Source organism: Flavobacterium sp. 2755, assembly GCF_031455715.1.
Lineage (GTDB): Bacteria > Bacteroidota > Bacteroidia > Flavobacteriales > Flavobacteriaceae > Flavobacterium.
The window spans coordinates 12698-38903 of record NZ_JAVDTG010000016.1 but is presented as its reverse complement, the minus strand read 5'-3'; the positions used below and the strand labels follow the sequence as shown (position 1 = coordinate 38903).

The following is a 26206-nucleotide window of genomic DNA, read 5'->3' as shown; positions in this document are numbered from 1 at the left end:
AAATGAAATCACTATTCGACGCCGTTTCTTTTAAATGCAGCAAACTAGTTACCAAGAACTATAGTTCCTCTTTTTCCCTAGCAGTAAAAATGCTGTCACCAAGCATTCGCGATGCCATTTACAGCATTTACGGATTTGTTCGTTTTGCTGATGAAATTGTAGATTCTTTTCATGATTACGAAAAAGAATATCTTATCGACGATTTCGAAAAAGAATATTACAAAGCAATGGAATTGGGAATCAGCCTAAATCCTATTTTAAATTCTTTTCAGCATACGGTGAAAGAATATAATATTACCGACGATTTAGTTCAGGCTTTTTTAAAAAGCATGAAACTTGACCTTATAAAATCAACTTACAACACACAAGCGGAATATGCAGATTACATTTACGGTTCTGCCGATGTAGTGGGTTTAATGTGTTTAAAGGTTTTTGTATCGGGAAAAGAACAAAAATACGAGCAGTTAAAAAACGAAGCCATGCGATTAGGATCGGCATTTCAGAAAGTAAATTTTTTGAGAGATTTAAAAGATGATAATACGATCTTAAACCGAACTTATTTTCCGGGCGTTAACCTCAACAATTTCAACGAAGATTCAAAAGCACAGATCATAAAAGAAATTGAAGAAGATTTCCGCATTGCGTATCAGGGAATTGTAAAACTGCCAATTGAAGCCAAATTTGGTGTTTATACGGCTTATGTTTATTACAGAAAACTGCTTAAAAAACTAAAAAATACGCCGTCTCATGAAATTGGAAATTCAAGAATCCGGGTTTCAAATTATACAAAAGCCGGGCTTTTAGCGCAGTCGTTTGTGACTTATAAATTGAAGTTAGTATAAATTTTGTTCAGTTTTGTCATTCCGAGGAACGAGGAATCTTCGTTGCTAGATCGACAAAGATTGTCACTTTAGATTGCGGAGCTACTTACGAAGATTCCTCGTTCCTCGGAATGACAAGATTGAGTAAAAACCAAACAAAAAAATAATCTTTAGAGTCAATCTTTTATAAACTAAAGCTAAACTCTACAGATTTTAAATCATAATTTTAATAACAACATTTATAAAATGATTTCTTTTTTAATCTTTTTAGGCGTTTTTCTGTTTATGGAATGTGTTACCTGGCTTACGCACAAATATGTAATGCACGGTTTTATGTGGTATTTTCACGCTGATCATCATCAGCCAAAATATGAGCATACTTTTGAGCGCAACGACATTTTCTTCGTCATTTTTGCGACTCCGAGTATTCTTTTATTTTATTTTGGAGTTCAGGGCGGGTTCAACTATTTGTTTTTTATTGCCTGTGGTATTACGCTTTACGGAGTCTGTTATTTTTTAATTCACGATGTATTGATCCATCAGCGTTTTAAATGGTTCAAAAATACCAAAAACAAATACCTCATCGGACTCCGAAAGGCACATAAAATACACCACAAACACCTAAATAAAGAAAAAGGAGAATGTTTCGGAATGTTGTTTGTACCCTTAAAATATTATAAAATGTAGCTATTTGGGCGTTCCAAAAGAAGCATTTGTAACAATTGATTTAGTTAGAAGATGAAATTATACAAGATAGCAACCGTACAATATGTAAACGCCAAGGTCGAAGACTGCTGGGATTTTTTCTCCAGTCCAAAAAACCTGCAGACGATTACACTCGACAATATGAATTTTGAAATCAAGGATTTCGACGAAAAGCGAATGTATCACGGACAGATTATAACCTATACTTTGCGACCGCTTTTAGGAATCAAAATTTCGTGGGTTACCGAAATTACAGCCTGCAAAGAAAATCACTATTTTATCGATGTTCAGCGTTTTGGCCCTTATAAATTATGGCATCACAAACACTTTTTTGAACGAACAATCGATGGCGGAACCAAAATGACAGACATCGTTCATTATGCTCTTCCACTCGGAATATTGGGGAGAATTATGAATCGATTAGTGGTGAAGAACAAACTAAAGACCATTTTTGATTTCCGTTATAACAAGATCGAAGAATTGTTTAATTCAAAATCGCAGCCAAAGATTATACAGATTAATGCCGAACAAAAAAGCATATAAATATTTTATTTAAACACATAGAAACATAGTTAGCATAGCGCCGAATGGCGTTTCACTTGCATAAACAAACATAGCTATATGTGAGAAACTAGTTTCTTTCCATATTCTTTCACAAGAAAAATAAAACCTATGTTTCTATGTGTTTAAGGACTATACACAATACAAAAATATTCGTCAAGCGAAAATTATACAATGACAAAACAAAAAGTTTCCTTTTTCTGGTTCAGACGCGATTTGCGTTTAGAAGACAATACCGGATTATTTCAAGCTTTACAATCGAATTTTCCTGTAATTCCATTATTTATTTTTGATGAAGATATTCTGGACAATCTTCCAAAAAACGATGCCAGAGTAAGTTTTATTTACGATTCACTTCAAAAAATAAATACCGAATTAAACACTTTTGAATCTTCGATTTTAATCAAAAAAGGAAAAACAAAAGAAGTTTGGAAATCACTTATAGAAGAATTTGATATTCAAAACGTATTTTTCAATAAAGATTATGAACCTTTTGCTATCCAGCGTGATACTGCAATTTGTTCTCTATTAAAAGAAAATAATATCGAATGTTTCTCTTTTAAAGATCATGTTATTTTCGAAGAAAAAGAAATCACAAAAGCCGACGGACTTCCGTACACGGTTTATACTCCTTATAAAAATAAATGGCTTGAAAAATATCATTTTTCAGGATCAGCTTCAGAATATGATTCAGTTTCATTTCAATCTAATTTTGCAAAAAATAAATTTCCATTTCCTGAATTAGCAGGAATTGGTTTTGAAAGAAGCTCCATAAAAGTTCAGCCTCACAACTTAACACAAATTGCCAATTATAAAGAAACAAGGGATTTTCCAGCTTTAGACAGTACATCTTATCTTTCTCCGCATTTACGTTTCGGAACCGTGAGTATCCGGAAATTAGTAAACTGGGCAAATCGAAAAAATCAGACTTTTTTAAGCGAATTGATTTGGAGAGAATTCTTTATTCAAATTCTGTTTAGTTTTCCTAATTGTGTCAATCATAATTTCAAATCAGCTTACGACGGAATTCAATGGCGAAATAATGAAGAAGATTTTAAACGCTGGTGTTCCGGAACAACCGGATATCCTATGGTCGATGCGGGAATGCGTCAACTCAACGAAACAGGTTATATGCACAATCGTGTTCGCATGGTTGTCGCCAGTTTTTTATGCAAACATTTATTGATTAACTGGCAATGGGGCGAAGCTTATTTCGCCGAAAAATTACTGGATTTCGAATTGGCTTCAAACGTAGGAAACTGGCAGTGGGCCGCGGGAACAGGCTGCGATGCCGCGCCGTATTTCAGAGTTTTTAATCCTGAAATCCAACAAAAGAAATTTGACGAAAAAGGTGAATACATTCGTAAATGGATTCCTGAGTTTGATTTTGGTTATAATGAACCTATGGTTGAGCATGCCTTTGCGAGAGATCGTGCGATTGCGACTTATAAGGCGGGGATTTTGAAATAAGTTTTTTTGTTTCAGGTTTCAAGTTTCAAGTTACATCCAGTGTGTCCTCCTGAGCGAAGTCGAAGGATCGCGTGCATATCCATACTGTGTGTCTATACTTTGCAATCCTTCGACTTCGCTCAGGAGGACAACAATTGTGTTCAATCTAATAACCTGAAACTTGAAACCTGAAACAAAAACTAATACTTCAAATAATTCTCAACAACAATTTTCGCCTTTAAATCGAACATTAAATTATAAAGTCCGAAGAAAGTACGGTTCATATAAATAAAGTGCTTAGAACCACGATTTCCGTTCATTTTTTTCAAATTTGTATCTTCAGAAAAACGTTTGCCTAATTCTGCAATCGCATTAAAGAAAGTTTCATCGGCAAAATCGAAAGTTTCGTTTTGAAAAGGTTTTGTAAAAAGTGATAATAAATCATGAAACATATCGGTGAAATATTCCACTTCTGCCGGAGTATCGTCTGGACGAAGGATTTCTAATTCGAATAATTTTTTATTAAAAAGCTTCTCGTCTGTAATTACATTTTTGTTGATTAACTCAAAATACGGTGTATAAAATTCTTCAGGAATTTGTTTCATACAGCCAAAATCTAACGCAATTAATTGATTTTCATTATTAACCAAAAAGTTTCCCGGATGCGGATCTGCGTGTACTTTTCGCAAAACATGAATTTGGTACATGTAAAAATCCCAAAGCGCCTGCCCTATTTTATCGCCAACTTCCTGATCTTTATTAATTGCCGTAAATTCAGAAAGATGAATTCCCGTCATCCAATCCATTGTAATGATTTTCTCTGACGAAAATTCAGGATAGTAATTCGGGAAAATGATGTTTTCAATTTTATTACACGCTTCTACAACTTCCTGACTTTGTTTTAATTCTAACAAATAGTTCGTTTCTTCAATAAGTTTATCTTCAACTTCTTTAAAATATTTATCTGAGTCTTTTCCCTGCAGATTAAACATTCTGATCGCAATAGGTTTTACCAAAGCCAAGTCTGAAGAAATACTATTGGCAACGCCGGGATATTGAATTTTAACCGCCAGTTTTTTATCATTTTTCTTAGCCAGATGAACCTGACCAATACTTGCTGCATTTACTGAATTTGCATTGAACTCATCAAAAATTTCATAAGGAGTTTTACCAAAATTAGTTTTGAAAGTTTTTAAAACTAAAGGTGCAGAAAGCGGCGGAACTGAAAATTGTGACAAAGAAAATTTCTCCACATAAGCCTGAGGCAGAAAATTCTTGTCCATGCTTAACATTTGAGCTACTTTCAAAGCACTTCCTTTTAAGCTCTTAAGTCCGTCGTAAATATCTTCGGCGTTATTTTCGTTAAGTTTATCGCGGGTTAAATCTGGGTTTACTACTTTTTCAGCATAGTGCTTTATATAATTTACTCCGATTTTGGCGCCGGTTTGAACTAATTTTCCGGCTCTTTCTATTTTTGAAGTTGGAATATAATCGATTGTTTTCATTGTTTGCTGTATATTTTTTCTTTGAATAGAAATTTTCCAAAATCTATTAAATGATTCATTGGTGCAACATTCATTAATTCAAATGATGCATTAACCGATTTTTCGATAAAAATGTCTGTTTTTTCAAAAGCAGCAGATTCATCTTCCATCCAGAATTTAATCGTAATCATTAATTGCAACCATGCCGATTCCTGAATGGCTTTTTCCTGATATTTCTGCAGTTTTTCTAATTCCAACCTGTAATCATCAGTTAGGATTTCTGCAACATATTCTTTGAAACTATTTCTAAGTGTAGTTAACTGAACCAGATTTTTAAGCGGATTTCTATCAATTTTAAGCGATTGTAAAACGTAACTTCTGTTTGCGGTTAAGATTTCGAAGAACGTAAAATAGAAACTCAGCATTTTATTCTTCATGTCATATTCCTGATATTCTTCATTTTTGTGAAGTAAGTTGACTGTGTTTTCAAAAAACAGTCGGAATATTTCTTTTTCTAAACCTTCTAATGTTCCAAAAAAGGAATAAAACTCCGCTTCGGTAAAATCATTTTCTTTGGCAAAATGATAAACTGATTTTGGTTTTTGGCCTTTTTCTAAAACTTCATCCATGTATTTTGAAACGATATCATCTTTGGTAATTACCTTCTTTTTAGTCGTCATTTTATTTAAAATTTAGAATTTGCCATAAAGGTAAACATTGTTTAAGTACCTTTACTAATGATTAAACGGCAAGTACTGTTAAATATATTATAAACTATTATGGCTCAAAATGTTCTATTAACCGGAGGAAGCGGATTCATTGGAAAACATTTAACAAATGTTCTCATTGAAGCGGGATATTCTGTGTCTGTTTTGAGTCGTTCAGATAAAGAGAACACTAATGGAATCACGTATTATAAATGGGATTTGAACAAAAATTATATAGATGAAAATGCTGTTTTAAATGCTGATTTCATCATTCATCTTGCGGGCGAAGGAATCGTTGAAAAAAGATGGACAGAAAAAAGAAAAAAAGCAATTCTGGAAAGCCGTACAAAACCAATTGATTTGATTTTTTCTGTTTTAGAAAAAAACAATAAAAAACTTGATGCTTTTATTTCAGCTTCGGGAGTTGGCATTTACGGTGCTGTTACCAGTCATAAAATTTGTACCGAAGAAACGCCTGCAGCAAATGACTTTTTAGGCACAACCTGTCAAATTTGGGAAAATGCAGTTGATAAAATCGAAGCATTAGGCATTCGAACCGTAAAAATCAGAACTGCAATTGTGCTGGGAAAAGATGAAGGTTTTTTGAAAAAAGTCAATCCTAATTTTAAAGCTGGTTTTGGTGCGGTTTTAGGATCAGGAAAGCAATATTTACCCTGGATTCATATCGAGGACTTATCTCAAATTTATTGCAAAGCAGTTTCAGATGACCAAATGCATGGCCCGTATAATGCGGCTGTGACAGATAACACTACAAATTCGAGGTTTTCTAAAATACTGGCTTCATTATACGGATATGCGATCTGGCTCCCTAAAATTCCTCCTTTTATTCTTAAAATTGTTTTAGGAGAAATGAGCGAAGCTGTTTTAACCGGACAAAGGGTTTCATCAGAAAAAATACAAAAAACCGGATTTGAATTTCAGTTTACTGATTTAGAAAAAGCGCTTATAGCAAGCATTAATTAAAATTATTTCAAAGTTAGATACTTCATATCTTCACTTTGTACAACTCCAAGTAAATGAGTATTGGCCGTTTTTGAAATTTTGCTGGCAACAACACTCGGTATTTCTATATTAAAATCTGAAACTGAAATGGGGTAATTACACGAAATTTGTATTCCTTCCGGAACTCTTTTTATCAAGGCTTTCATCTCAATGATTTTCGATTTTCCGTGAAGATAAAGTTTTCCTTTTACGTCATACTCTTTTTCAATTTCATCAACGTTTTTCAAGTCAAATTTTTGAACTTTCCCTTTAAAAACTGATTTTGGATAACGATGGCTTTCAATATAATTTTCATTAAAATGTTCTTGCATTAAATCCATTTTAAAACGAAAATCTTTGATTACAACAGTACAGATTAAAGTACTTGTTTCAGGTTCGAGAATAATAGTTCCGAGTTTATTTACTGCTTTTACTTCTTCAAAAAAAGGAACAGAAGCTTCAAAATTTACAACAGCCGTAGTGGTTTTAAATTTGTCTTGGGCAAGTAATGAAAATGCAGTAAAAAATAAAATAAGTAATGTAGTTCTTTTCATAATCGTCATCAATTAAACAATTATGTCATTCTATTTCTAAGAAGAATTTTACAAGTTCAAAAATAGAACGGCAGTACTCCGTGAAAAAATTCGTAACCTAATGTTTATACTTAAAGTTACGAAATTTCAAGATGCGGAGTTCTTGAACTAGTGCTAAATATTTGTGAATATTTTGGTGTACGAAATGGTGGATATAAAATGTGAAATGTAATTTGTGAGAGGTAAAATGAGATGTTCCTACGGAACAAATATTGGGGTCTAAAATTTTATTTTTTCTACCTATGAGATATCTCTACGAGATATTTTTTTTGACAGCGAAATAATAAATGCCGTATAGTCCCTACGGGACAAAAACGGTATGTCAATTTTAATTTTTCTACCGATATTTAATTCCTAACGGAATATCTCGTAGAGATTACATATCGGTAGAAAGAAAGAAAGAAAGAAAGAAAGAAAGAAAGAAACAATGAATAGTTCCAAAATGTCCGTAGGGACTATACTGCTATTATTAATGACATTTTATCCATGCATTGGCGTACAAATTTCCAATAAAAAACCATCTGTATCTCTAACATACGCTACAACTTGACCCCACGGTTTTTTCTTTGGTTCTGTAACTAAAACAGCTCCAAACGAAGTTGCTTTTTGAACAAGGTCACCAACATCTTCTGTAATAAAACCTAATTCTATTGCAAAAGGTTTGTCTTCTAAACTGCTTTCTATAAAACCTTCGCTCAAATTATGCGATGCTAATTTTTTTGACGCAAAAGAAATGGTTGTTTCTCCCGTATTTAATTCTCCATAATCATTATCCGGGCTTATAAATTTTCTTGCGAACCCAAATACATTTTCATAAAACTCTATTGATTTTTCTACGTCTTCAACGTATAAAATTGTATATCCAAACTTTATCATGATTTCTTTATTTAAATGTGTATTAAATAAAGATAGGAAAATTTAGCTGATTTCTAAAAGCACATTGTATTTATCTAAGCTTGCTAAGTCTTCGATTGAATTTATATTAGCAACTTTTTCATGTTCTTCTACTTCTTTTCTAACTTCGATATGTTTAATTGCTTTTCTAAAACGTCGCACTTCTTCAAGATTAGATAAAATAAGTCCCGGAACGGGAACGCTTTTTCCTTCTTTATCTTTGGCGACCATTGTAAAATAAGATGAATTACAATGTTTTACAGCTCCGGTTTGAATATTTTCTGCTTCAACACGAATACCCACAATCATCGAACTCCTTCCCACATAATTTACTGAGGCTTTCATGGTTACTAATTCTCCAACTTCTATTGGTTTAAGAAAGTTTACTGTATCAACAGAAGCCGTCACGCAATAGTTACCGCTAAATTTTGAAGCCGAAGCAAATGCAATCTGATCTAAAAGCTGTAAAATATATCCCCCGTGAATTTTACCGCTAAAGTTAGTATGCGACGGAAGCATTAATTCTGAAATGCTGATTTTTGATGAAGAAACGGGTTTAAAATCTGTAGTCATGTTTTTTGTTTTTGGAAATTTCTATAGTTATTATTTTAAACACATAGGAACATAGTTTTTCAATGTCGTTAAAGGCGTTTCACTTGTATTAACAAACATAGATAACTATGTGTTAGAAACTAGTTTCTTTTTAATTCTTTCACAGAAAAATATCCCGATAGCTATCGGGACTATGTGTTTAAATATTTTCTTGATTCAATAATTCGGTTTCATCCGTGTTTAAGGCCCTGTTTATAATGTTTTCCGGAAGTGATTTCTTGGCTTTTGCACCCATTTTTTTCAATTTCTCTACACTTGAAATCAAGTTTCCTTTGCCGTCAACAAGCTTGTTCATGGCGCTTTCATATTCTGTTTTGGTATCTTTAATTTTATTTCCAATTCGAACTAAATCGGTAACAAAACCTTCAAATTTATCATATAAAGCTCCGGCTTGTCGGGCAATTTCAAAAGCATTTTCCTGCTGTTTTTGGTTTGCCCACATACTGTCTATGGTACGCAGCGTTGCTAATAATGTACTTGGCGTAACGATTACAATATTTCTGTCGAAAGCTTTATTATATAAAGTAGAATCTTCGTTCAACGCAATCGCAAAAGCGGGTTCTATCGGGATAAAAAGTAAAACAAAATCCGGGCTTTCTATTTGATATAAATCGTGATAATTTTTATTTCCGAGTTGTTCAACGTGGCGTTTAATAGACAAAACGTGCTCTTTAAGCCAATCGATTTTTAGTAAATCAGATTCTTCGTTTACCCATTTTTCATAAGCGACCAAAGAAACTTTAGAATCGACAATCATTTTCTTTCCGTCTGGAAGATTGATTACAACATCAGGAAAAACACGATTTCCTTCAGCATTTACAAAACTTTGCTGTACTTCATATTCTCTCCCTTTTTCTAAACCGGATTTTTCCAGAACACGTTCTAAAACAAGTTCGCCCCAATTTCCCTGCATTTTACTGTCGCCTTTTAATGCTTTGGTCAAGTTTAGGGTTTCTTTGCTCATTTGAGCATTCATTTCGCTTAAACCAATAATCTGCTGGCGCAATGCTGCGTGATAATCGATACTTTCTTTATGTGTTTGATCTACTTTTTGTTCAAATACATGAATTTTATCCTGAAGCGGCAGTAGAATATTTTTCATGTTTTCACTATTTTGTTCTGTAAATTTTGCCGATTTTTCTTCAAGAATTTTGTTCGCCAGATTTTCAAATTCCTTGGTAAATTTTTCCTGAAGTTCGTTTATTTCACTTTTTTGTTCTTTATGGCGTTCCCAAAGATTCTCAAAATCAACTTCTTTTTTAGAAAGCTGAATCGCCAGACTGTCTTTTTCTGTTCTGATACTTTCTTTTTCAGAATTAATTAAATGAAGCTGCTTCTGAAAATTATTTCTTTCTGTTTCAAACTGCTCTTTTTGTAATTGAAACTGATTTGCATTTGCATTAAGTCTTTCTTCTAAACTTACTTTTTCTGCCTGAAATCTAGCCGAAAACAACATTTTCCCTAAGTATATCCCAAGAAACAAAGCAATTACAAAGGCCAATAAAAGTGGAAGAAATTCTATCATATCTAAGTTTATTTTAAGTAAAAGTACGCAATAATACGTAGTTCGTGGTTTTAAAAATTAAAATATCACGAATTAGTATGGGGTCTAAATTAATCAAACAATCTAAATAAGATTTACGGAAATCCTTTAAAAAAATAATTTTTCACGCAACCATTTTAAAGCAGCTTCATCTACATTATATAACCTATTAAAAAATAATCATGAAAAAATTAATGTTGAGCTTATTTATCGCTTTTGGATTTAGCGCCTGCTCTCTTAGTAATGACGACCTGAATGTTGACTGTGGAACTAATGTAGATTTACCTTTTTCGGGCTTCCCTGTTTTATGTAACTATAGTGTAAAAACTTTACCTAATAATCCGAGTGCACTTATTATAACTTCGCAGGAAAAAATGGACGCTTATTTTACAAAACATGCCAATACCTGTACAGTTGCAAGCGATCCTAACATTAATTTTAGTGATAACTATATGATTGCACTTTTTGCAGGCGTAAAACCTACAAATGGTTACGCAATAAAAATTACTTCAATTGTACAAAACAACTGCGAAATCATTGTTAATTTCTACGAAAAAGGACCACAAACAGGAGAAACTTTAACGCAGACTCCAACTTATCCAACAGATTTCATTTTGATCCCAAAAACAGCAAAAGCAATTTTGTTTAACAGAACAAATGAAAGTCCTGATAATATCGTAATTGGAAGTTTTGGAACTACAAATGACTTTTTTCAGATCAATGACTACAATATTTTAAAATTCCTAGGTGTTACTACCGGAAACTACGAGTTTGAGCAATATAAATACAATGCTAAAACGGTAAGAAGTGAATATACTACATTGTCAAAAACTATCCCTACAGAAATTACAGCAATTAAAGGCCAGACAAAAACGTATGGTACACCAGGTGCTCAAGGTGGCGTTTATTTTGAGCTTCGTCAGGGAATTACGGTAACTAAAATTACTATTGATAATAATGATACTCCAGATATGAGCAGCGAAATAAAAGCTTTCAGAATGGCGCTTAAGTCAAAAATTAACAGCTTAAAATAATACTCATTGAGTAACATCTGTATCTTTTGCGACCCAACAAAAGACACAGATATACTTGATAATCAAAAACTAACACAAAATACCACTAGTTCTAACTATTTACAAAATGTAGTTTTGTAAGCTTTTAAGAACTATTTTTGCAAAACCAAATTAATCCATTTTTTGAAAGACGATTTAGAGAAATATATTAAGCTTTGCATGAAAAATGACAGAGGAGGACAACTGAAAATATATCAGTTGTTCTCTCCTGTTTTATATGGTATTTGCCTAAAATATATGAAAAATGAAGATGATGCGAAGGATGTTTTCCAGGAAGCATTTGTAATTGTTTTTCAAAAAATCGGTCAGTATAAATTTGAAGGAAGTTTTGAAGGCTGGCTAAAACGGATTTTCATTAATAAGCTGATTGAAACTTTAAATAAGAAGAAAAAAGAGAGTTTCTTTCTTGATGTTTTTGATCCCGATACTGATTTTATCGAAGAAGAGGAACTGGACGTTATCCCAATAGAACAAGAAAAACTGTTAGAATATATTAGAGATTTACCGGATCAATATCGAACGGTTTTTAACCTCTATGTATTTGAAAAGATGAAACACAAAGAGATTGCCGAATTACTAAAAATCTCTGAAGGAACATCAAAATCAAATTTAAATAGAGCCAAACATATTTTGCAAAAAAGAATACTGAGCATAAAAAATTTTAAGATAGCATGAAGAAGCAAAAAATAGAAGATATTTTTTCATCAATGGAAGACTTTTCGAGTGTTCCGCCTCCTGAATTGTGGGGTCAGATTGAAGAAAAACTCGACAAACCTAAAAAGAAGAAGAGAGCAATTCTTTGGTGGTCGGCGGCTGCATGCTTATTATTAGGTTTACTGCTCCCTTCTGTATTGCATTTTACTTCTGATAATTCAGAAATTAAAACAATACAAAACAATTCTATTGAAAATAACAATGTTGTTCTGGATCAGGAAAATAATGATACCAATAAAACCAGAAGCATTGAAACTAAAGAAAATATCCTTGAAAAAGAATCTAATAATAATCGGGTTTCGTCATCAGAAAAAACAACTAATCAATCAGACCAAAATCAATTAAACCAAAATTCAAAAACAGTTAAAGCTCAAACGGGTTCTCAAAACAAAACAAATAATAGCAGCTTTGAACCAAAAGTAAATGTCGAAAGAAATAATGCCGTAGCCGAAAAATCATTTGTTCCAGCTAGAGAAAATGGGTTAAATGCAGATTCTAAAAGTCAAATTTCTAACAATAAAAAAGAAAATATAAATCGCGCTGTCGCCGAAAAAACATTTGTTTCAGCTGGAGAAAATGGATTTAATGCGGCATCTAAAAATCAACTTTCGACCACTAAAAAAGAGAATTCAAACAAGGCTGTTGCCGAGAAATCATTTGCCCCAAACAAATCGGATTCTTTTAATTACGGTTCAAAAAGTCAGTCAGACATTGAAAAAAGAAATGCTGACAAGATTTTAGCAGAGAAGAAATTTGCTCCGGCAAAAACAAATAATTTTAATGCTGTTTCAGGGAATCAATTACCGAATTCAATTTTTGAGAATCTTTCTTCTTCAAAAAATAAAAATGCACTTGCACTTAATGCTTCAAATTCTGCAGCAAAAAGAAATCCAAATGCTTTAAGTCCTTCGTTGAATAAAGAGAAAGAAAACATTCAAAAAACGACTGCTGACAAAAATATTGCAAGTGTTCAAAATGGGAATTCAAAAAGCAATACTGCTTTTGCCAATTCAACTGTTTTGAGTAAAAAAGATTCTGTGCAATTAGCGGAACTTCAAAATTTAGAAAAGGGAATTGCTGCTGTTACTCCGGAAGAGGAGAAAAAGAAAAAAGAAGACAAAACATTGTCTAAATCAGAAAAATGGGCTTTACAACTTTTTGCCGGTGTTGCCAATTCTGAAAATTATAAAAACAATAAAACTTTAGGAAACGTAAACGATTCTAAACAAAGTAATTCGTACGGTGTAAAAACACAGTATAAAATCAATAAAAAATGGGCCGTTGCTTCTGGTTTTAAAATCAATGAACTGGGACAAAGTGTTGCAAATGTTTCGTATTTAAGCACAAGAAATCAAGCTCTTTTCAGTTCAAGCGATTATTTTGTAAAAAATGAAAGTGTTCCACAAATTGCAAGCGATACACGTTATGTTTTAGTTTCAAATACTACAAAAGATGTGCTGCAAAGCGATAATATCGAAACTGGAAATCTGAGCCAAAATCTTCGTTACATCGAAATGCCTTTAGAAGTTTCGTATTCTGTTTTTAATAAAAACAGAACAAACATTAATCTAAACACAGGCGGATTTGTTGGTAAACTGATTTCGAACAGTGTTGCCATCGATGGAAATTCTATGGGCGAAAATGTCAATGCAAACGATTATGTTTATGGCACAACTTTGAGTAGTACGGTACAATATAGAGTTTATAAAAAGACAAACGTTTTTGTTGAACCTGCTGTTAATTATTATGCAAATCCTTTAAGCAATCAATCTTTTAATCAATTTCAATGGGGATTGAATTTTGGGTTGAATGTTAACTTTTAATATCTATAGTTTATTGTTTTTAATTCCAATAGATATAACGAAAAGGCAGTTCGAATTGAACTGCTTTTTTTATTGAATTAATGTTTGATTTATTGTAATTTGCAGGAAAAATAAAACAATAAATGACTCTAAAAAAGGATTGGAAAGATCTAAAATTTGTTCCTAAAAATCTCCAAATTGCAAAAGAACTAATTTACGACGTTTGCGGTTTCGAATGTTCTGAACCTCAACCCGAAAAGGAAAGTCAGGAATATGAAGCTTTCGATTTTAAAATCGGCGAAAGCCAGATTAAATTCAGATCGGCTAAAATTACGCCAACCAAAACGGGTCAGTTCGTAACTTTATGGAAACGCAACAAATCTGGAATTATCGAACCTTTTGATTATTCTGATACAATAGATTTTGTAATTGTAAATGTTCAAAAAGAAAATCTTTTGGGGCAGTTTATTTTTCCGAAAGAGATTTTACTCAAAAAAGGAATTTTTACTACAACTTTAAAAGAAGGAATAAGAGCTACGAGAGTGTATCCGCCTTGGGATGAAACAACAAGCAAACAGGCACAAAAAACCCAGCAATGGCAATTAGATTATTTTTTACCCATTTCTGATCCAATAGATATAAATCGGGCTAAGTTTTTACTTGGAAAATAATAAAAACAAAAAGGCAGTTCAAATTGAACTGCCTTTTTTATGAATTAATCCTTAGCTTATTTCTTCAGGATTTTTTCTTTATAAATTACTTTATTGTTTTCTGATAAAGTATAAATGTAAAGTCCCGGATATAAATTACGAACTGACATTACGGTGTTTGAAAGTTCCTGACTGCTTTTAATTTCAATAGGATTTCCTAATACACGTCCGTTTATATCGTAAAGTCTTAATTTAAAGTTTCTATTTTCGCTTGTTTTTACTGCGAAATTTAAATCATCAACTGCCGGATTTGGATAGGCTGTTACAAAAAATCCATTTTTAGTTCCAAAATCAGGAGTCGATAAAACATCTTGTTTTAATTCAAAACGAGCAATTACAGGCCCGTGATCTGATGTTGTTGTGGTATAACTTGGAATATCATTACGAGGATCGTAAACTGCAATTGAATTAGGAATATATTGATCGCTTAATTCATTAGAAATAATAATGTGATCTAAAAATCCGCCTGAACTTAAAAAACTGTAAGCACCCGCCTGACTTATTCCTAAAGTAAGTGGATTGTAGTTATTAGTATCTGTAACAAAACTTTCGTAAGAAGAAGGATTTGGCGTAATTACAGATGCTTTTACATCATCATTATAATCTCCTAAAATAATTAAATTAGAATTTGAATAATGTGCATCTAAACTGTCTTTTAAAACCTGAGCATCATATTTACGCATGTTGTAACGTGAAATATCGGTTCCGCTGTTGGCGCGTGCATGAAGATCTACCAAATTGATTTCTTTTGTAAATCCACCCATATTGGTTTCGATTGTTACTAAATATGGTAAACGTCCAGAAGAGAAAAAACTTGAACCGTTTCCACCAGGATAATTTGATAACGTTTTTGTTCCGGCGCGAACTTCATCATAAAACTCTTTAAACATAACACGAGTCTTTTTTACTGTTGTTGTCTGCGTGTTATAAAGTACTACTAGTTTTTGCGGCGGGAAATTCGGATCTGGTGCCTCAAAAGAATACGACCATGACGTTGAAGTTGTTTTGTCAAATGTTTTTCCGTTGATGTTTATTTTTTGGATTAAAGCGTCAATCGATGGATCATCAGAAACTTCCTGAACTACATAAACATCTGCATTTAATTTGTTCATTACTTTGGCAACATTATCAATTTGCAAGGCATCATCTGTTGGACCAAATTCTACTCCGTCAGTTCCTTTTACATCAGTTCCAAAAAATTCTAAATTATAGGTTACAACATCAAATGTATCTGCTTTTGGTAAAGAAGAACCAGTCAATAAACCAATTTGTTTGTTTAATCCTGTTCCCGTTACTGTTAATGGCCCGGAAATAATTAATTGTTTTGTTGAAGGTGTAAATCTTGCATAAATTGTTTTGCCATTTGCAGCTTCTGTAGCTTCAACAGTTACACTTGACTGGAATGTAATATTATCTAATGAGATTTGATAATCTGCCGGAGCTGTGATTGTAATATCTCCATAACCTTCGGCTTTAAAAATAAAAGATTGGCTTGCAGAAACAGTATTTTGTGCAACATCTCCAAAATCCAGAACAGGATTTGAATTTACATAACCCGTTTCATTCGTAATTGCAACATCATCTAATGACCACTCGGCAGCGAAATTATTTCCTCCAGCCGTTGTTTCATAAACCCATGCAACATAAGTATTACCAGTTTTAAATCCACTTAAATCAATATATTGTGATTTTGTATACGTTCCGGTTACGGTTGGAAATTTACCATCTATTTCTGCCCAGGTTGCCGTTTCCGGATTGCTTTTTCCATCATAATCTGTAGAAACCATTAATTTTAAACCAGGACCGGCATAAAATTTACGAGAGTAAAAAGACAATAATGCAAAATGAGTAAAGGTATCTAAATGTAATTTTGGTGAAATCAACCAGTCTTTACTTGCTCCTGTATCTGAAAATCCGTTCATTAAAACAGCTCCAGATCCTGAATTTACGTTTCTTGCCACAGTTGTTGGTGACCATTTGTTTATGGTTCCGGCAACGTTATATTGTGTCCATCCGCTATTTGATAAAACATTAGGGTCATTAAATCCCTGCACATACGGATTAATTCCTATTCCTGTCAGTGTCACAATTTTTGTTGCGGCACCGTTTGATTCATGCGTTATTTCGCCAGTAAAACTGTTGACTGCATTTGGTGTAAATTTTACATAAACTGTTGGAGTTGCATTTGAAGCAAAATCAGCAGCAGCAAATGTTAATGTTGATGCAAAAGTGCTGTTATCTTTAGAAATAGTAAAATTTGCTGTTGAAGTTAAAACAACATCATCTGTAAGATTTAAAGCTTGAAGCTGGTACGAAAAAATATCGGAATCAAAATTTGTTTCAGAAAAACCTAAATTCAAAGAAACAACCGAAGGAACTAAATTAGGAAGGGCAACGCTTGATGTCGCTGCATCAATTCTATTTACTGTAGACTGAATGTTTCCATAAGCATCTTCGGAAATAGAAAAAACAGAATATGCCGTACTTAAACTTAATCCTGTAAAACTTTTTACATATTCCAGAGATGCATCTGTAATATCTAAAAATCCAGATTGTAAAGCTGCTGCTCCTGCTGCATCCTGTCCGGCTTTTATTTGAGCAATTGTAGGTTCTGCACTTCCGCCTGGCAATAATACATAATACGTTTTTGCCGGTTCATCTACTTTATTAATAAAATCGAAACTTTGTGCTAAAATATTATCTGCTTTTGGATATCCGGACGCATTTACCGGAGCTGCAACATCGCTTTTAATATCGATATTATCAATGGCAAATGATGGACGCGAACCTGATCCTGAAACTTGTCTTGAAATCCATCTAATTTGAACTACAGGCTGATTATCACATTCTGCTGGCAAAGTTACTTTTATGGTTTTCAAGTTTTGAGGCGTTGTAATGGCAGTGGTCTGCTTTACATCATTATTTACATAAGCAGTAGATAATAATGAAATAAAAGGAGCACTTGTACCTACTCTATATTGCAAAACCATTTCATTTATACGTGAACTGTTTGCAGCGACATCATATGGGTTACGAATTGTCATGGCATCATACTGAACTTGTATGGCTGTTTCTCCTGTAGCATCAAAAGCAAAACCAATTGTTAAGTCTAATGAGCCTGTGTTTAAAAAACCAATTTTGCCATCATAATTATGAAAATTACCACTTGTAGTTGCGGCAGTACTGTTGGCAACTAAAGGTCTGTCTGCAACTAATGCTGCATTGGTATTAAAAGCAGATCCGGGAACTGTACTTGCTGTCCATCCTTGAAATCCAGCAGGATATGCTGTAATACTTGGAGCAATAGAAAAATTCTGCTGATATGGCAAATCCTGAGGTGTTGAAAAGGTTTGCGCAACCAGACTTAGTGAACAACAAAAAAAACTTAAAAAGGCCACGAGATGGCGAATTGAGTAAATGTTTTTCATAAATTTAATAATAGGGGTTTAGAAATCAAAGTTATACTGTTTAAAGTTAAGAGAATATTGTAAAAACTTAAATTAATTGTAAGTTTTTACATAAATATTTTTTCAACAACAAGTCTAATTTTACATTCTAAAATTTTTCTGATTTAGGCAGAATGCGTTTTCCCATTAATTTTTAAGAATTATGAAATCTGGAAACACTGCTTTATTTTTATAAGAAAAAACTTTATTTTAAATTATTTTGTCAATAAAAAAGCTGCTCCAAACAGAACAGCTTTTTTCTAAATTATATAAAAAACAGAAAATTAGACTGCAGTATATCCTCCATCGGCAATAATATAACTTCCTGTGGTGAAAGAAGATTTTTCAGAACTTAAAAAAGTTACCAATTCGGCAATTTCCTCAGCAGTTCCTAAACGATTCATTGGCGCTTTTGAAGCAACAGCATTCATTGCATCATTATTCAAATTATCTTTTAATAATGCCGTTTCAATGTAACCGGGACCTACGGCATTACAACGAATATTTTTTTGAGCATATTCTGCCGCAATATTTTTAGTCAGTCCTACAACTCCATGTTTAGATGCGGTATAAGCCGGACTTAACGGAGCAGCAACTTGTCCGTGAATAGAAGCAATATTAACGATGTTTCCTCCGCCGCTTTTTTCCATTTGCTCTAATTGATAACGGCAGGCATAAAAAACACCGCTTAAATTAAGCGCAATTACGCGATCCCAGGCATCGGGTTCATATTCTCCGGTTGGTTTTGCCGGGCCGCCCATTCCCGCATTGTTGCAGGCAATATCAAGTCGGCCGTATTTTGAAACCGTAACCTCAACCATGCGTTTATTATCGCTTGCACTCGACGAATCGCCTTTTACAAAAAAGGCTTCTCCGCCGCTTTCTTTTATAATTTTTACGGTTTCTTCCCCGTGTTCCACATTAATATCCGAAACTACAACTTTTGCTCCTTCTCGAGCGTAGGATTCTGCAACTGCACGTCCAATTCCTGAACCGCCGCCAGATACAAAAGCTACTTTGTTTTCTAAAAGTGCCATATTCTTAAAATTTAAATTTGTAGCTGTAATTTACGAAGATATTGACGGCTGACCATAGTAAAAACGGAGTTTACAATAAGATTAAGACTTTATCATAATCAAATGTTATTTGGCATTAAAAGCCCGTAAATCAAGAAAATTTTCCTTATTTATCTTCGTCTAATTTCATATTACCGCGATCTTCATGATTGTCCGGATGTGAGTTTGGATAGCGGTTTGGTTCAACATCTGAATTTCTGTCTTTATTCTCTACCGTCTTTTTTGCTTCTTCATCAGAGGAAACGCCGCGGTTTGCATTTGGATTATCTGGATTTACATCGTCCTTAACTTTTTGAATATCTTCATTTTCATTTCGTGCTCTGTCTACGATTTCTTTATTTCCTTCTTTATCTGCTACCACTTCTTTTTTCAGGTTGGCATCATCTGCTTTTCCGTCGTGTGAAATATTTTTTCCTTTCGTTTCGTCTATATCTTTTTGTACTCCATTTATCTTTTTAGAGCCTAAATTATTAGTTTCCATATCCTTATTATTTTGAGTTTCTATCTTAATATTACGAATTTTAAATTTTAAAAGAAAGTGGTTTAACATTGCTTTTAGTTTATTAACCGATTATTTCTAATGAAGAAAAAACAAGGCTATCTTTGCAAAAAATAAAACATGCACCGACACTTCATTCTTTTTAAACCTTACGGCTATTTAAGTCAATTTATTTATGAATTGAAAAGAAAGAAAAAGCTTTTGGGCGAACTTCATGATTTTCCCGAAGGCACAATGGCGATTGGCCGATTAGATGAAGATTCTGAAGGTTTACTTTTGCTGACAACCGACGGAAAAGTAAGCGAGCAGATAAGAAGTAAAAAAGTCGACAAAGAATACTACGTTCAGGTTGACGGAATCATTACGCTCGAAGCGATTGAACAATTGCAAAAAGGCGTAGAAATAGGTTTTGAAGGCGGAAAATATAAAACAAAACCCTGCTCTGCTTTTATCGTTACTGAAATTCCCGATTTTGGTCCGAGAGCCAAAAAAATCAGAGACGAACGACACGGCCCAACTTCCTGGGCTTCGATTACTGTAAACGAAGGAAAATTTCGTCAGGTTCGAAAAATGACTGCCGCAGTTGGTTTTCCCACTTTACGTTTAGTTCGTGTTCGGATAGGAAATGTATATTTGCAGAACTTAAAAGCCGGTGAGGTTTTAGAAGTAAATCAATTTGATAATATGTCAATTTGATAATTAGATAATTTTTAGAAACTCATAATTCATAACTTATAACTCATAATTCAAAAAAATGCTAAATGTAGTTCTTGTAGAACCCGAAATACCAAATAATACCGGAAACATTGGAAGATTGTGCGTAGGAACTGAAAGCCGACTGCATTTAATTCATCCTTTTGGTTTTGTAATTAATGATAAAAACCTAAAACGTTCCGGCTTGGATTATTGGGTTCATCTTGATGTAACCGAATATCAAAATGTTGATGAATGGATTGCTCAAATTCCAGACCATTCCCGTGTATTTTTAATGAGTTCTCATTCTGATAAATCGTATTTAGAAAATGAATTTCAGGATGGCGACTGGTTAGTTTTCGGAAAAGAAAGCGTTGGTTTAAGCATAGAGTTTATGGCCCGATTCGAAAATCATTTAACGATTCCTATGTCTCCGCTTATTCGCTCTTTTAATATTGCGAATTCTGTTGCTTTTGTGGTTGGTGAAGCTAAGAGACAGATTGGCTTAAAGAAATAATATGAGACCACTTGTCGATGAAAATAATCTTAGTTTTTCTAAAGAATTCCTGATTTATTATTCAAGAAGAGAAATTCTTCAGAGACTATTATTTGTCACTGGATCTCTTACAGGCTTTATTTACTTTTATATCCAAAACCAACTTATTGTAGTTACAGCATTATTTTGCTTTTTTGTTTTTCAACTTCCTCTTCTTATCAAAGCAATAAAAAGAATTGACGAAATCCAGTTTAGAATTAATTCTAAAGGGATTCAGTACCAGGATGATCTCTTAGTCCCCTGGAGTAATATTGAAAACGAAAGAGCAGTTTGGGAACATACTGCCAACAGAGAACACGACAGCCAATATTTCATTTATTATATTATCGAACCGGGTCAGGTAATGAAGTTTGATCTTGAAGAATTAAGTACAGATGTAAGTGAATTAAGTATTGCTCTCAATGTTCATCGAAATAGATTTAAAAAAGAAAATAATATAATTTAGTCGTGATAAACTTCACTTTTGAGTATTAAAAAATAATATGAAAGAAACAGTTACAGTTAATGAAGCTATAAGCAAAGGAAAATTAACTCTTGTCTATTTGCCCACAGTCATAATTTTAGCCAGCATTATTTTAAGCTTTGTGTTGACCGGAATGAAAATACTTCCAAGCTGGGTTATTCCGATAGGTTTTGTCTTCGGATTTTTATGTGGCTGGTTAACTTGGAGTTATTTTGTTAATAGATGGAAAATTTGGGCATTTGAAAATGTTCGAAATGTTCATGAATTAAAACAAAAAGCAATTGATCAAAAGTTAATTTGGAGAACTGACAGCTGGTTTGAAAAAACAGAATTTAAAAGTCTTGAGCAAAAGGCAAAGCTCCAAAAATTAGAGAAAAGATTCCTTGAAAAAGATGTTTATAAAGATGATATTAGTGTTCCTAAAGAAACATTAATATTTTATTCAAAAGGCTCTTTAATGTTCTTATTAGCTGTAAGTACAGTATTAATTTCTTTAGGAATATATTTTGTTTGGCATGAAAAGTACTTTGCTTTATTTCTACTCGGATTTGGACTGTATATGGCTTACGATAATATAAAAAAGTTAAGAGACAACGATCCTCAAATTACAATAAATGATCAGGGAATTAAATTGAAAAATGAGAAACTTGTTTCATGGAAAAGAATACATAACGATAGAGTTTTCACACAAACAAGAGGAAAAAATTCCACTAATTATCTTGCTTTTAACAATGAAATGGTAGATATCGGTGATCTAAATGTAAAATTTGATGACTTAGAAAATTTACTTCATGTTTATAGAGTACGTTATGAAAACAATCTCTAAGTCACAATAAACTTCCCTTTTTCGGCATCAAAAATAATATGTTCATCTTTGAATAAAGCTGCAAAACTTCCGTTTGAAATTAAATTACACGGTTCGTCCTGAACAACATTTTCTGGTGTCATAACAATCATTTCGTCGCTTAATTGAATTGCCAAATCAATATCGTGTGTAGAAAACAAAATGCATTTTTGAGTTTCCTGAGTTAGCTTCTTCAATAATTTAAATAGAGAAACTTTATGAAGTAAATCAAGATGCGTTGTTGGTTCATCTAAAATAATCAGCGGAGTATCTTGTGCCAAAGCCCTGGCAATTAAAACCTTTTGCAGTTGTCCATCGCTTATTTCGTAATGCTTTTTATGCGAAAGATGTTCGATTTGTGTCAGCTCCATTGCTTCTTGAACTTTTTCGATATCCGTTTGGGTTAAAGTTCCCACCCAATTGGTATAAGGCTGACGACCAAGTGCCACCAATTCAAAAACAGAAAGATTACTTGGCGGTAATTTCTCGGTTAAAACCAGACTTAAATTCTGTGCTAAATCTAAAGGTTTATATGTTGAAATATTTTTATCATTCAAATAAACATTCCCAGATAAAGGATGCTGAATTCCGGTAATGGTTCGCAATAAAGTCGATTTTCCTATTCCATTTGCTCCAATCAAAGAAATAAGTTTTCCTGAGCTTAAATTTAAATTAAGGTCTTCAGCAATAGTCACAACCGCATTTTTGGATTTATATCCAATATTTAAGTTTGAAGTTTTTAAAATACTTATCATTTTTTTAAAGTTGCTAAGGTTCTAAGATACTAAGCTGCTAAGTTTTTTCTTGCCACTCCCGATAGTTATCGGGATAAAGGATTAAAATGATTAAAAAAACAATCTGCTAAAATCCGTTTAATCAGTAAAATCCGTGGGCTAATTAATATCTATTGAAAATTTCTTTTCCTTACCAAAAGCCAAATCACAACCGGCGCACCAATTATAGACGTTATAGCATTTATTGGAAGCGTAACATCAAACCCCGGCATTTGAGACACAATATCACAAAACAACATTATAATCGATCCAAAAAACAAAGTACTCCAAAACAAAATAGTATGATTACTAGTTTGAAAAGTCAGCTTTGCAATATGTGGAACCGCTAATCCAACAAAAGCAATAGGCCCGGCAAAAGCCGTAATCGCTCCAGATAATATGCTCGTTGCAAATATGATAATCAATCTGGCACTTTTAAAATTCAAGCCCATACTTTTTGCATAGTTTTCTCCTAAAAGCAAAGCATTTAAAGGTTTAATACTTTTAGCACTTAAAAGCAATCCAATTCCAACACAGAACGTCAAAATTCCAATGGTTGGCCAGGAAAGATTCCCTAGACTTCCCATTGACCAAAAGGTAAATTTCTGCAATTGTTCTGCTGTACTGAAATAAGTCAAAACACTTACGATTGCCGTTGTAAAACTTCCAAACATTAATCCGACAATTAAAATTGCCATTGTGTCCCGCAATCTTTGTGAAACTACTAAAACTAACAATAAAACTAATGTACTCCCAAATGTGGAAGCAATAACGATTCCGTATGACGATAAAGCAATAACACTTAAAAACGAAGGTAAAAACCCAGCTCCTAAAATCACGAAAGCAACGCCTAAACTCGCTCCGGAACTCAATCCCAAAACATAGGGCCCAGCAAGCGGATTCCGAAATAAAGTCTGCATTAAAAGTCCGCTGATCGAAAGACCCGTTCCCACTAAAACTGCAGTAATGGCTTTTGGCAGACGATAATTGATAATGATATATTCCCAAGTTGATTTTGTCGCATGTCCTCCGGTTAAACTCGTAAAAACATCTTTTAACGGAATCGTGACAGATCCTAAACTAATGCTCGCAAAAAACATCAATAAAAGACCTAAAGCCAAAACGACAAATAAAATGGTATTTCGTTTTTTGTTTGCCAATTTAATTCAGTTTTGATGCAAAAGTAAATTCGTAGTTCGACATTAAATCAGGATGAAAAATTTTGATATAATCTTTTAAAACTAAATCCGGACGGCTTGGCGCTAATTCGTAATAAACCGTTCCGCCAGTTGCACCCAGTTTCCCTTCAAAACTATAAACACTTTTATTTGTAAAAGCATCAAATTCACTATAATGCGGATTCGCTTTTTGCAATTCATCTAAACTTTTAAAAGAACCAGAAGCAATCCAAACATTTGCCGTTTTGGCTTTATCTAAAACTTTTTCAAAAGACAAACCTTCACTTCCTGTTCCTTTTAAATCTGCCCATAAATAATTAGCGTGAGCATCTTTCATAAACTCGGCAACCCAGCTGTTTCCTTTGGCAACGTACCAAACATCTTCATACATTGATCCGTATAAAACGGTTGAATTTGCTGTTTTTTCTGCAGCCAGTTTTTTAGCCTGATCGTAACTCTGAACGATTTTATCAAACAATTCTTTTGCTTTTTCTTCTTTACCAAATAAGGCTCCGTAAAGTTTTATCCATTCCGCTTTTCCAAGTGGAGATTGTTCCATCCAGTCGCCCTGAATTAAAACATTTAAACCGCTTTTTTTCAAATTATCCAGCATCGGATTATTGTTGTCAACACCAAAAGTCACAATCAAATCTGGCGATAATTCTATTAATTGTTCGATATTTAATTTTTCATTTTGTCCAACGTTTTTCACAGAACCTTTGTCAATTAAGGCTCTGGTTTTTTCAGATGAAATATAATCGGTATGCGGAAAACCAACCAGTTTATTTTCCACTTCCAGCATTTCTAAAAACGGAATATTAGTTGTTGAAGTTACCACAACAGATTCTAACGGAACCTGAATTGTAGTGTATGATTGAAGACTATCCGGAACTTTTGCTTCTTTTTCTTTTAAAATATATTTGAAGTCCTTATTTGCGTTAGGCCATGGATTTGAAACTGTTACGACTGAATAAGCATCATATTTCACAATAGAAAGTCCAGATGCGTATTCGATACTATTTTTTGCAGTTTCAATTTTAGCTACTTCGCTCGTTTCGTTCTTCTTACATCCGAAGAGAATAAAAAAAGAAGAAATAAAAATCAATTTAGGGAATAAATGTCTCATATTTTACGTTTTCGAAAGGAACAAAGGTAAAGCATTTTCTAAATTTTTTGTTTATCTTTATTCTTACAAAATTCAACAATTTGTATCTTTGCATCATGAATACCACAAAAATTAAAGTTTGCTCGAGCTGTGAATCTCAATTCTGCTGTGGAGATATTTCGGTTGAAAATAAATGCTGGTGTAATGATTACCCGCCTATTTTCAATCTTTCTGAAGGAGGAGACTGTCTTTGTCCCGTTTGTTTTAAAGAAGCATGCGAGGATAAAATCGATGCTTATATTGAAACTATTACTCCTAAAAATGCCCTTAAAAATAAAGCTATATCTTTACCCAAAACAGAAAAACTAATTGAGGGAATTGACTATTATACAGAAGATGGCAACATGGTTTTTAAAGCCTGGTTTCATTTAAAACGTGGAACTTGCTGCGGAAATAAATGTCGTCATTGCCCGTACTAATTGTTAATTATAAATTATAAATTGTTAGTTGTTGATTATGAAAAACAACGTTGTTAAAAATAAAAGTTTTGATTTTGCGATCAGAATTGTCAAGCTATATCAATATTTAAATAACGATAAAAAAGAATTTGTGCTTTCTAAACAACTTCTGAGATCAGGAATTAGCGTTGGCGCAATGATTAGAGAAGCTGAACATGCTGAAAGCAAAAGTGACTTCATTCATAAATTTGCAATTGCTCAGAAAGAAGCTAATGAAACTGTTTATTGGTTAGAATTATTAAAAGCAACTGATTATTTAAATGGAAAGGAATTCGAAAATATTAATAATGACGCCATTTCAATTTTGAAATTAATAACGAGTATTCTCAAAACTTCCAAAAATCATTTAGAAGCAAAAAAAGTTTCCAAATTAAATTAATAATTA

27 protein-coding genes are annotated in these 26206 nt (G+C 33.1%); 15 read left to right on the top strand and 12 right to left on the bottom strand.

Going from position 1 to position 26206, the window contains the following annotated elements:
• The first annotated feature begins 2 nt into the window (after nt 1-2).
• From J2Y38_RS24095 to J2Y38_RS24080, 4 genes are all read left to right on the top strand, one after another.
• Entirely contained in the window at nt 3-842 is an 840-nt protein-coding gene (locus tag J2Y38_RS24095) for a phytoene/squalene synthase family protein (RefSeq protein ID WP_309847818.1), read from the top strand.
• Between the two features lie 225 nt (nt 843-1067).
• Complete coding sequence (locus J2Y38_RS24090) at nt 1068-1508, top strand: sterol desaturase family protein (protein WP_309847816.1); 441 nt, start codon at nt 1068-1070, stop codon at nt 1506-1508.
• A 51-nt stretch (nt 1509-1559) separates the two neighbouring features.
• Nucleotides 1560-2069 (top strand): SRPBCC family protein, encoded by a 510-nt coding sequence (locus J2Y38_RS24085; RefSeq protein WP_073486194.1) that lies wholly within the window; start codon nt 1560-1562, stop codon nt 2067-2069.
• A gap of 192 nt (nt 2070-2261) precedes the next feature.
• The gene (locus J2Y38_RS24080; RefSeq protein WP_309847815.1) at nt 2262-3557 is read left to right on the top strand and encodes a deoxyribodipyrimidine photo-lyase; all 1296 of its coding nucleotides are present in this window, start codon (nt 2262-2264) and stop codon (nt 3555-3557) included.
• A 179-nt stretch (nt 3558-3736) separates the two neighbouring features.
• On the opposite strand, the gene J2Y38_RS24075 is transcribed toward J2Y38_RS24080, so the two are convergent.
• Nucleotides 3737-5041 carry an AarF/UbiB family protein gene (locus tag J2Y38_RS24075; RefSeq protein WP_309847813.1) on the bottom strand — a complete coding sequence of 435 codons (1305 nt, stop codon included), beginning with the start codon at nt 5039-5041 and terminating at the stop codon, nt 3737-3739.
• Nucleotides 5038-5700, bottom strand: coding sequence for a TetR family transcriptional regulator C-terminal domain-containing protein (locus J2Y38_RS24070; protein WP_309847812.1), 663 nt, complete (start codon nt 5698-5700; stop codon nt 5038-5040). Before J2Y38_RS24070 ends, J2Y38_RS24075 begins: the two co-directional genes overlap by 4 nt.
• A 99-nt stretch (nt 5701-5799) precedes the next feature.
• On the opposite strand from J2Y38_RS24070, the gene J2Y38_RS24065 reads away from it, so the two are divergent.
• Nucleotides 5800-6711 carry a TIGR01777 family oxidoreductase gene (locus J2Y38_RS24065; protein ID WP_309847811.1) on the top strand — a complete coding sequence of 304 codons (912 nt, stop codon included), beginning with the start codon at nt 5800-5802 and terminating at the stop codon, nt 6709-6711.
• Between the two features lie 2 nt (nt 6712-6713).
• On the opposite strand, the gene J2Y38_RS24060 is transcribed toward J2Y38_RS24065, so the two are convergent.
• The 4 genes from J2Y38_RS24060 to rmuC form a co-directional block, all read right to left on the bottom strand.
• A complete protein-coding gene (locus J2Y38_RS24060; RefSeq protein ID WP_309847809.1) occupies nt 6714-7283 on the bottom strand; it encodes a YceI family protein in 570 nt (189 codons plus the stop codon).
• A 519-nt stretch (nt 7284-7802) separates the two neighbouring features.
• Complete coding sequence (locus tag J2Y38_RS24055; protein ID WP_053474301.1) at nt 7803-8198, bottom strand: VOC family protein; 396 nt, start codon at nt 8196-8198, stop codon at nt 7803-7805.
• A 42-nt stretch (nt 8199-8240) separates the two neighbouring features.
• Nucleotides 8241-8789, bottom strand: coding sequence for an acyl-CoA thioesterase (locus tag J2Y38_RS24050; RefSeq protein ID WP_309847806.1), 549 nt, complete (start codon nt 8787-8789; stop codon nt 8241-8243).
• Nucleotides 8790-8967: 178 nt separating this feature from the next.
• The gene (gene rmuC / locus J2Y38_RS24045) at nt 8968-10353 is read right to left on the bottom strand and encodes a DNA recombination protein RmuC (protein WP_309847805.1); all 1386 of its coding nucleotides are present in this window, start codon (nt 10351-10353) and stop codon (nt 8968-8970) included.
• Between the two features lie 200 nt (nt 10354-10553).
• On the opposite strand from rmuC, the gene J2Y38_RS24040 reads away from it, so the two are divergent.
• From J2Y38_RS24040 to J2Y38_RS24025, 4 genes are all read left to right on the top strand, one after another.
• Entirely contained in the window at nt 10554-11405 is an 852-nt protein-coding gene (locus J2Y38_RS24040; RefSeq protein ID WP_309847803.1) for a protease complex subunit PrcB family protein, read from the top strand.
• Nucleotides 11406-11567: 162 nt separating this feature from the next.
• Nucleotides 11568-12119, top strand: a complete 552-nt coding sequence (locus J2Y38_RS24035) for an RNA polymerase sigma factor (RefSeq protein ID WP_073486209.1) — start codon at nt 11568-11570, stop codon at nt 12117-12119.
• Nucleotides 12116-13981: a hypothetical protein gene (locus tag J2Y38_RS24030; RefSeq protein WP_309847801.1), complete on the top strand. Its 1866-nt coding sequence runs from the start codon at nt 12116-12118 to the stop codon at nt 13979-13981. Before J2Y38_RS24035 ends, J2Y38_RS24030 begins: the two co-directional genes overlap by 4 nt.
• Before the next feature lie 122 nt (nt 13982-14103).
• On the top strand, nt 14104-14631 hold the full coding sequence (locus J2Y38_RS24025) for a MepB family protein (RefSeq protein ID WP_309847798.1): 528 nt from the start codon (nt 14104-14106) through the stop codon (nt 14629-14631).
• Between the two features lie 56 nt (nt 14632-14687).
• On the opposite strand, the gene J2Y38_RS24020 is transcribed toward J2Y38_RS24025, so the two are convergent.
• From J2Y38_RS24020 to J2Y38_RS24010, 3 genes are all read right to left on the bottom strand, one after another.
• Nucleotides 14688-18098, bottom strand: coding sequence for a T9SS-dependent choice-of-anchor J family protein (locus J2Y38_RS24020; protein ID WP_309847797.1), 3411 nt, complete (start codon nt 18096-18098; stop codon nt 14688-14690).
• 302 nt (nt 18099-18400) lie between these two features.
• Nucleotides 18401-19153, bottom strand: coding sequence for a glucose 1-dehydrogenase (locus J2Y38_RS24015; RefSeq protein ID WP_309847795.1), 753 nt, complete (start codon nt 19151-19153; stop codon nt 18401-18403).
• 145 nt (nt 19154-19298) lie between these two features.
• Nucleotides 19299-19673: a hypothetical protein gene (locus J2Y38_RS24010; RefSeq protein ID WP_309847792.1), complete on the bottom strand. Its 375-nt coding sequence runs from the start codon at nt 19671-19673 to the stop codon at nt 19299-19301.
• A 138-nt stretch (nt 19674-19811) separates the two neighbouring features.
• Between J2Y38_RS24010 and J2Y38_RS24005 the strand changes: the two genes are divergently transcribed.
• Genes J2Y38_RS24005 through J2Y38_RS23990 form a run of 4 tightly spaced genes read left to right on the top strand, consistent with a single transcriptional unit; the run spans nt 19812 to nt 22229 of the window.
• The gene (locus J2Y38_RS24005; protein ID WP_309847790.1) at nt 19812-20387 is read left to right on the top strand and encodes a pseudouridine synthase; all 576 of its coding nucleotides are present in this window, start codon (nt 19812-19814) and stop codon (nt 20385-20387) included.
• A gap of 58 nt (nt 20388-20445) precedes the next feature.
• Nucleotides 20446-20901: a tRNA (cytidine(34)-2'-O)-methyltransferase gene (locus tag J2Y38_RS24000; protein WP_309847789.1), complete on the top strand. Its 456-nt coding sequence runs from the start codon at nt 20446-20448 to the stop codon at nt 20899-20901.
• Between the two features lies 1 nt (nt 20902).
• On the top strand, nt 20903-21385 hold the full coding sequence (locus J2Y38_RS23995) for a hypothetical protein (RefSeq protein ID WP_309847787.1): 483 nt from the start codon (nt 20903-20905) through the stop codon (nt 21383-21385).
• A 37-nt stretch (nt 21386-21422) separates the two neighbouring features.
• Nucleotides 21423-22229: a hypothetical protein gene (locus J2Y38_RS23990; RefSeq protein ID WP_309847785.1), complete on the top strand. Its 807-nt coding sequence runs from the start codon at nt 21423-21425 to the stop codon at nt 22227-22229.
• On the opposite strand, the gene J2Y38_RS23985 is transcribed toward J2Y38_RS23990, so the two are convergent.
• From J2Y38_RS23985 to J2Y38_RS23975, 3 genes are all read right to left on the bottom strand, one after another.
• Nucleotides 22226-23002 carry an ABC transporter ATP-binding protein gene (locus tag J2Y38_RS23985; RefSeq protein WP_309847782.1) on the bottom strand — a complete coding sequence of 259 codons (777 nt, stop codon included), beginning with the start codon at nt 23000-23002 and terminating at the stop codon, nt 22226-22228. The genes J2Y38_RS23990 and J2Y38_RS23985 overlap by 4 nt on opposite strands.
• Before the next feature lie 149 nt (nt 23003-23151).
• A complete protein-coding gene (locus J2Y38_RS23980; protein ID WP_409025154.1) occupies nt 23152-24180 on the bottom strand; it encodes a FecCD family ABC transporter permease in 1029 nt (342 codons plus the stop codon).
• A gap of 1 nt (nt 24181) precedes the next feature.
• Nucleotides 24182-25324: an ABC transporter substrate-binding protein gene (locus J2Y38_RS23975; RefSeq protein WP_309847780.1), complete on the bottom strand. Its 1143-nt coding sequence runs from the start codon at nt 25322-25324 to the stop codon at nt 24182-24184.
• 95 nt (nt 25325-25419) lie between these two features.
• Here J2Y38_RS23975 and J2Y38_RS23970 point away from each other — a divergent pair, with 95 nt between their 5' ends.
• Both J2Y38_RS23970 and J2Y38_RS23965 read left to right on the top strand, forming a co-directional pair.
• On the top strand, nt 25420-25782 hold the full coding sequence (locus J2Y38_RS23970; RefSeq protein WP_309847778.1) for a DUF5522 domain-containing protein: 363 nt from the start codon (nt 25420-25422) through the stop codon (nt 25780-25782).
• Between the two features lie 37 nt (nt 25783-25819).
• On the top strand, nt 25820-26200 hold the full coding sequence (locus tag J2Y38_RS23965) for a four helix bundle protein (RefSeq protein WP_309847895.1): 381 nt from the start codon (nt 25820-25822) through the stop codon (nt 26198-26200).
• Nucleotides 26201-26206: the final 6 nt, after the last annotated feature.

What these genes read in the sequence shown, in the direction of transcription:
- rmuC (WP_309847805.1), bottom strand. Translation starts at nt 10,353, where the DNA reads ATGATAGAATTTCTTCCACTTTTATTGGCCTTTGTAATTGCTTTGTTT.
- J2Y38_RS24025 (WP_309847798.1), top strand. Translation starts at nt 14,104, where the DNA reads ATGACTCTAAAAAAGGATTGGAAAGATCTAAAATTTGTTCCTAAAAAT.
- J2Y38_RS24010 (WP_309847792.1), bottom strand. Translation starts at nt 19,673, where the DNA reads ATGGAAACTAATAATTTAGGCTCTAAAAAGATAAATGGAGTACAAAAA.
- J2Y38_RS24015 (WP_309847795.1), bottom strand. Translation starts at nt 19,153, where the DNA reads ATGGCACTTTTAGAAAACAAAGTAGCTTTTGTATCTGGCGGCGGTTCA.
- J2Y38_RS23965 (WP_309847895.1), top strand. Translation starts at nt 25,820, where the DNA reads ATGAAAAACAACGTTGTTAAAAATAAAAGTTTTGATTTTGCGATCAGA.
- J2Y38_RS24030 (WP_309847801.1), top strand. Translation starts at nt 12,116, where the DNA reads ATGAAGAAGCAAAAAATAGAAGATATTTTTTCATCAATGGAAGACTTT.
- J2Y38_RS24095 (WP_309847818.1), top strand. Translation starts at nt 3, where the DNA reads ATGAAATCACTATTCGACGCCGTTTCTTTTAAATGCAGCAAACTAGTT.
- J2Y38_RS24075 (WP_309847813.1), bottom strand. Translation starts at nt 5,041, where the DNA reads ATGAAAACAATCGATTATATTCCAACTTCAAAAATAGAAAGAGCCGGA.
- J2Y38_RS23990 (WP_309847785.1), top strand. Translation starts at nt 21,423, where the DNA reads ATGAAAGAAACAGTTACAGTTAATGAAGCTATAAGCAAAGGAAAATTA.
- J2Y38_RS24055 (WP_053474301.1), bottom strand. Translation starts at nt 8,198, where the DNA reads ATGATAAAGTTTGGATATACAATTTTATACGTTGAAGACGTAGAAAAA.
- J2Y38_RS24050 (WP_309847806.1), bottom strand. Translation starts at nt 8,789, where the DNA reads ATGACTACAGATTTTAAACCCGTTTCTTCATCAAAAATCAGCATTTCA.
- J2Y38_RS24005 (WP_309847790.1), top strand. Translation starts at nt 19,812, where the DNA reads ATGCACCGACACTTCATTCTTTTTAAACCTTACGGCTATTTAAGTCAA.
- J2Y38_RS24080 (WP_309847815.1), top strand. Translation starts at nt 2,262, where the DNA reads ATGACAAAACAAAAAGTTTCCTTTTTCTGGTTCAGACGCGATTTGCGT.
- J2Y38_RS24060 (WP_309847809.1), bottom strand. Translation starts at nt 7,283, where the DNA reads ATGAAAAGAACTACATTACTTATTTTATTTTTTACTGCATTTTCATTA.
- J2Y38_RS24090 (WP_309847816.1), top strand. Translation starts at nt 1,068, where the DNA reads ATGATTTCTTTTTTAATCTTTTTAGGCGTTTTTCTGTTTATGGAATGT.
- J2Y38_RS23985 (WP_309847782.1), bottom strand. Translation starts at nt 23,002, where the DNA reads ATGATAAGTATTTTAAAAACTTCAAACTTAAATATTGGATATAAATCC.
- J2Y38_RS24070 (WP_309847812.1), bottom strand. Translation starts at nt 5,700, where the DNA reads ATGACGACTAAAAAGAAGGTAATTACCAAAGATGATATCGTTTCAAAA.
- J2Y38_RS24085 (WP_073486194.1), top strand. Translation starts at nt 1,560, where the DNA reads ATGAAATTATACAAGATAGCAACCGTACAATATGTAAACGCCAAGGTC.
- J2Y38_RS24000 (WP_309847789.1), top strand. Translation starts at nt 20,446, where the DNA reads ATGCTAAATGTAGTTCTTGTAGAACCCGAAATACCAAATAATACCGGA.
- J2Y38_RS24040 (WP_309847803.1), top strand. Translation starts at nt 10,554, where the DNA reads ATGAAAAAATTAATGTTGAGCTTATTTATCGCTTTTGGATTTAGCGCC.
- J2Y38_RS24065 (WP_309847811.1), top strand. Translation starts at nt 5,800, where the DNA reads ATGGCTCAAAATGTTCTATTAACCGGAGGAAGCGGATTCATTGGAAAA.
- J2Y38_RS24020 (WP_309847797.1), bottom strand. Translation starts at nt 18,098, where the DNA reads ATGAAAAACATTTACTCAATTCGCCATCTCGTGGCCTTTTTAAGTTTT.
- J2Y38_RS23975 (WP_309847780.1), bottom strand. Translation starts at nt 25,324, where the DNA reads ATGAGACATTTATTCCCTAAATTGATTTTTATTTCTTCTTTTTTTATT.
- J2Y38_RS23995 (WP_309847787.1), top strand. Translation starts at nt 20,903, where the DNA reads ATGAGACCACTTGTCGATGAAAATAATCTTAGTTTTTCTAAAGAATTC.
- J2Y38_RS23970 (WP_309847778.1), top strand. Translation starts at nt 25,420, where the DNA reads ATGAATACCACAAAAATTAAAGTTTGCTCGAGCTGTGAATCTCAATTC.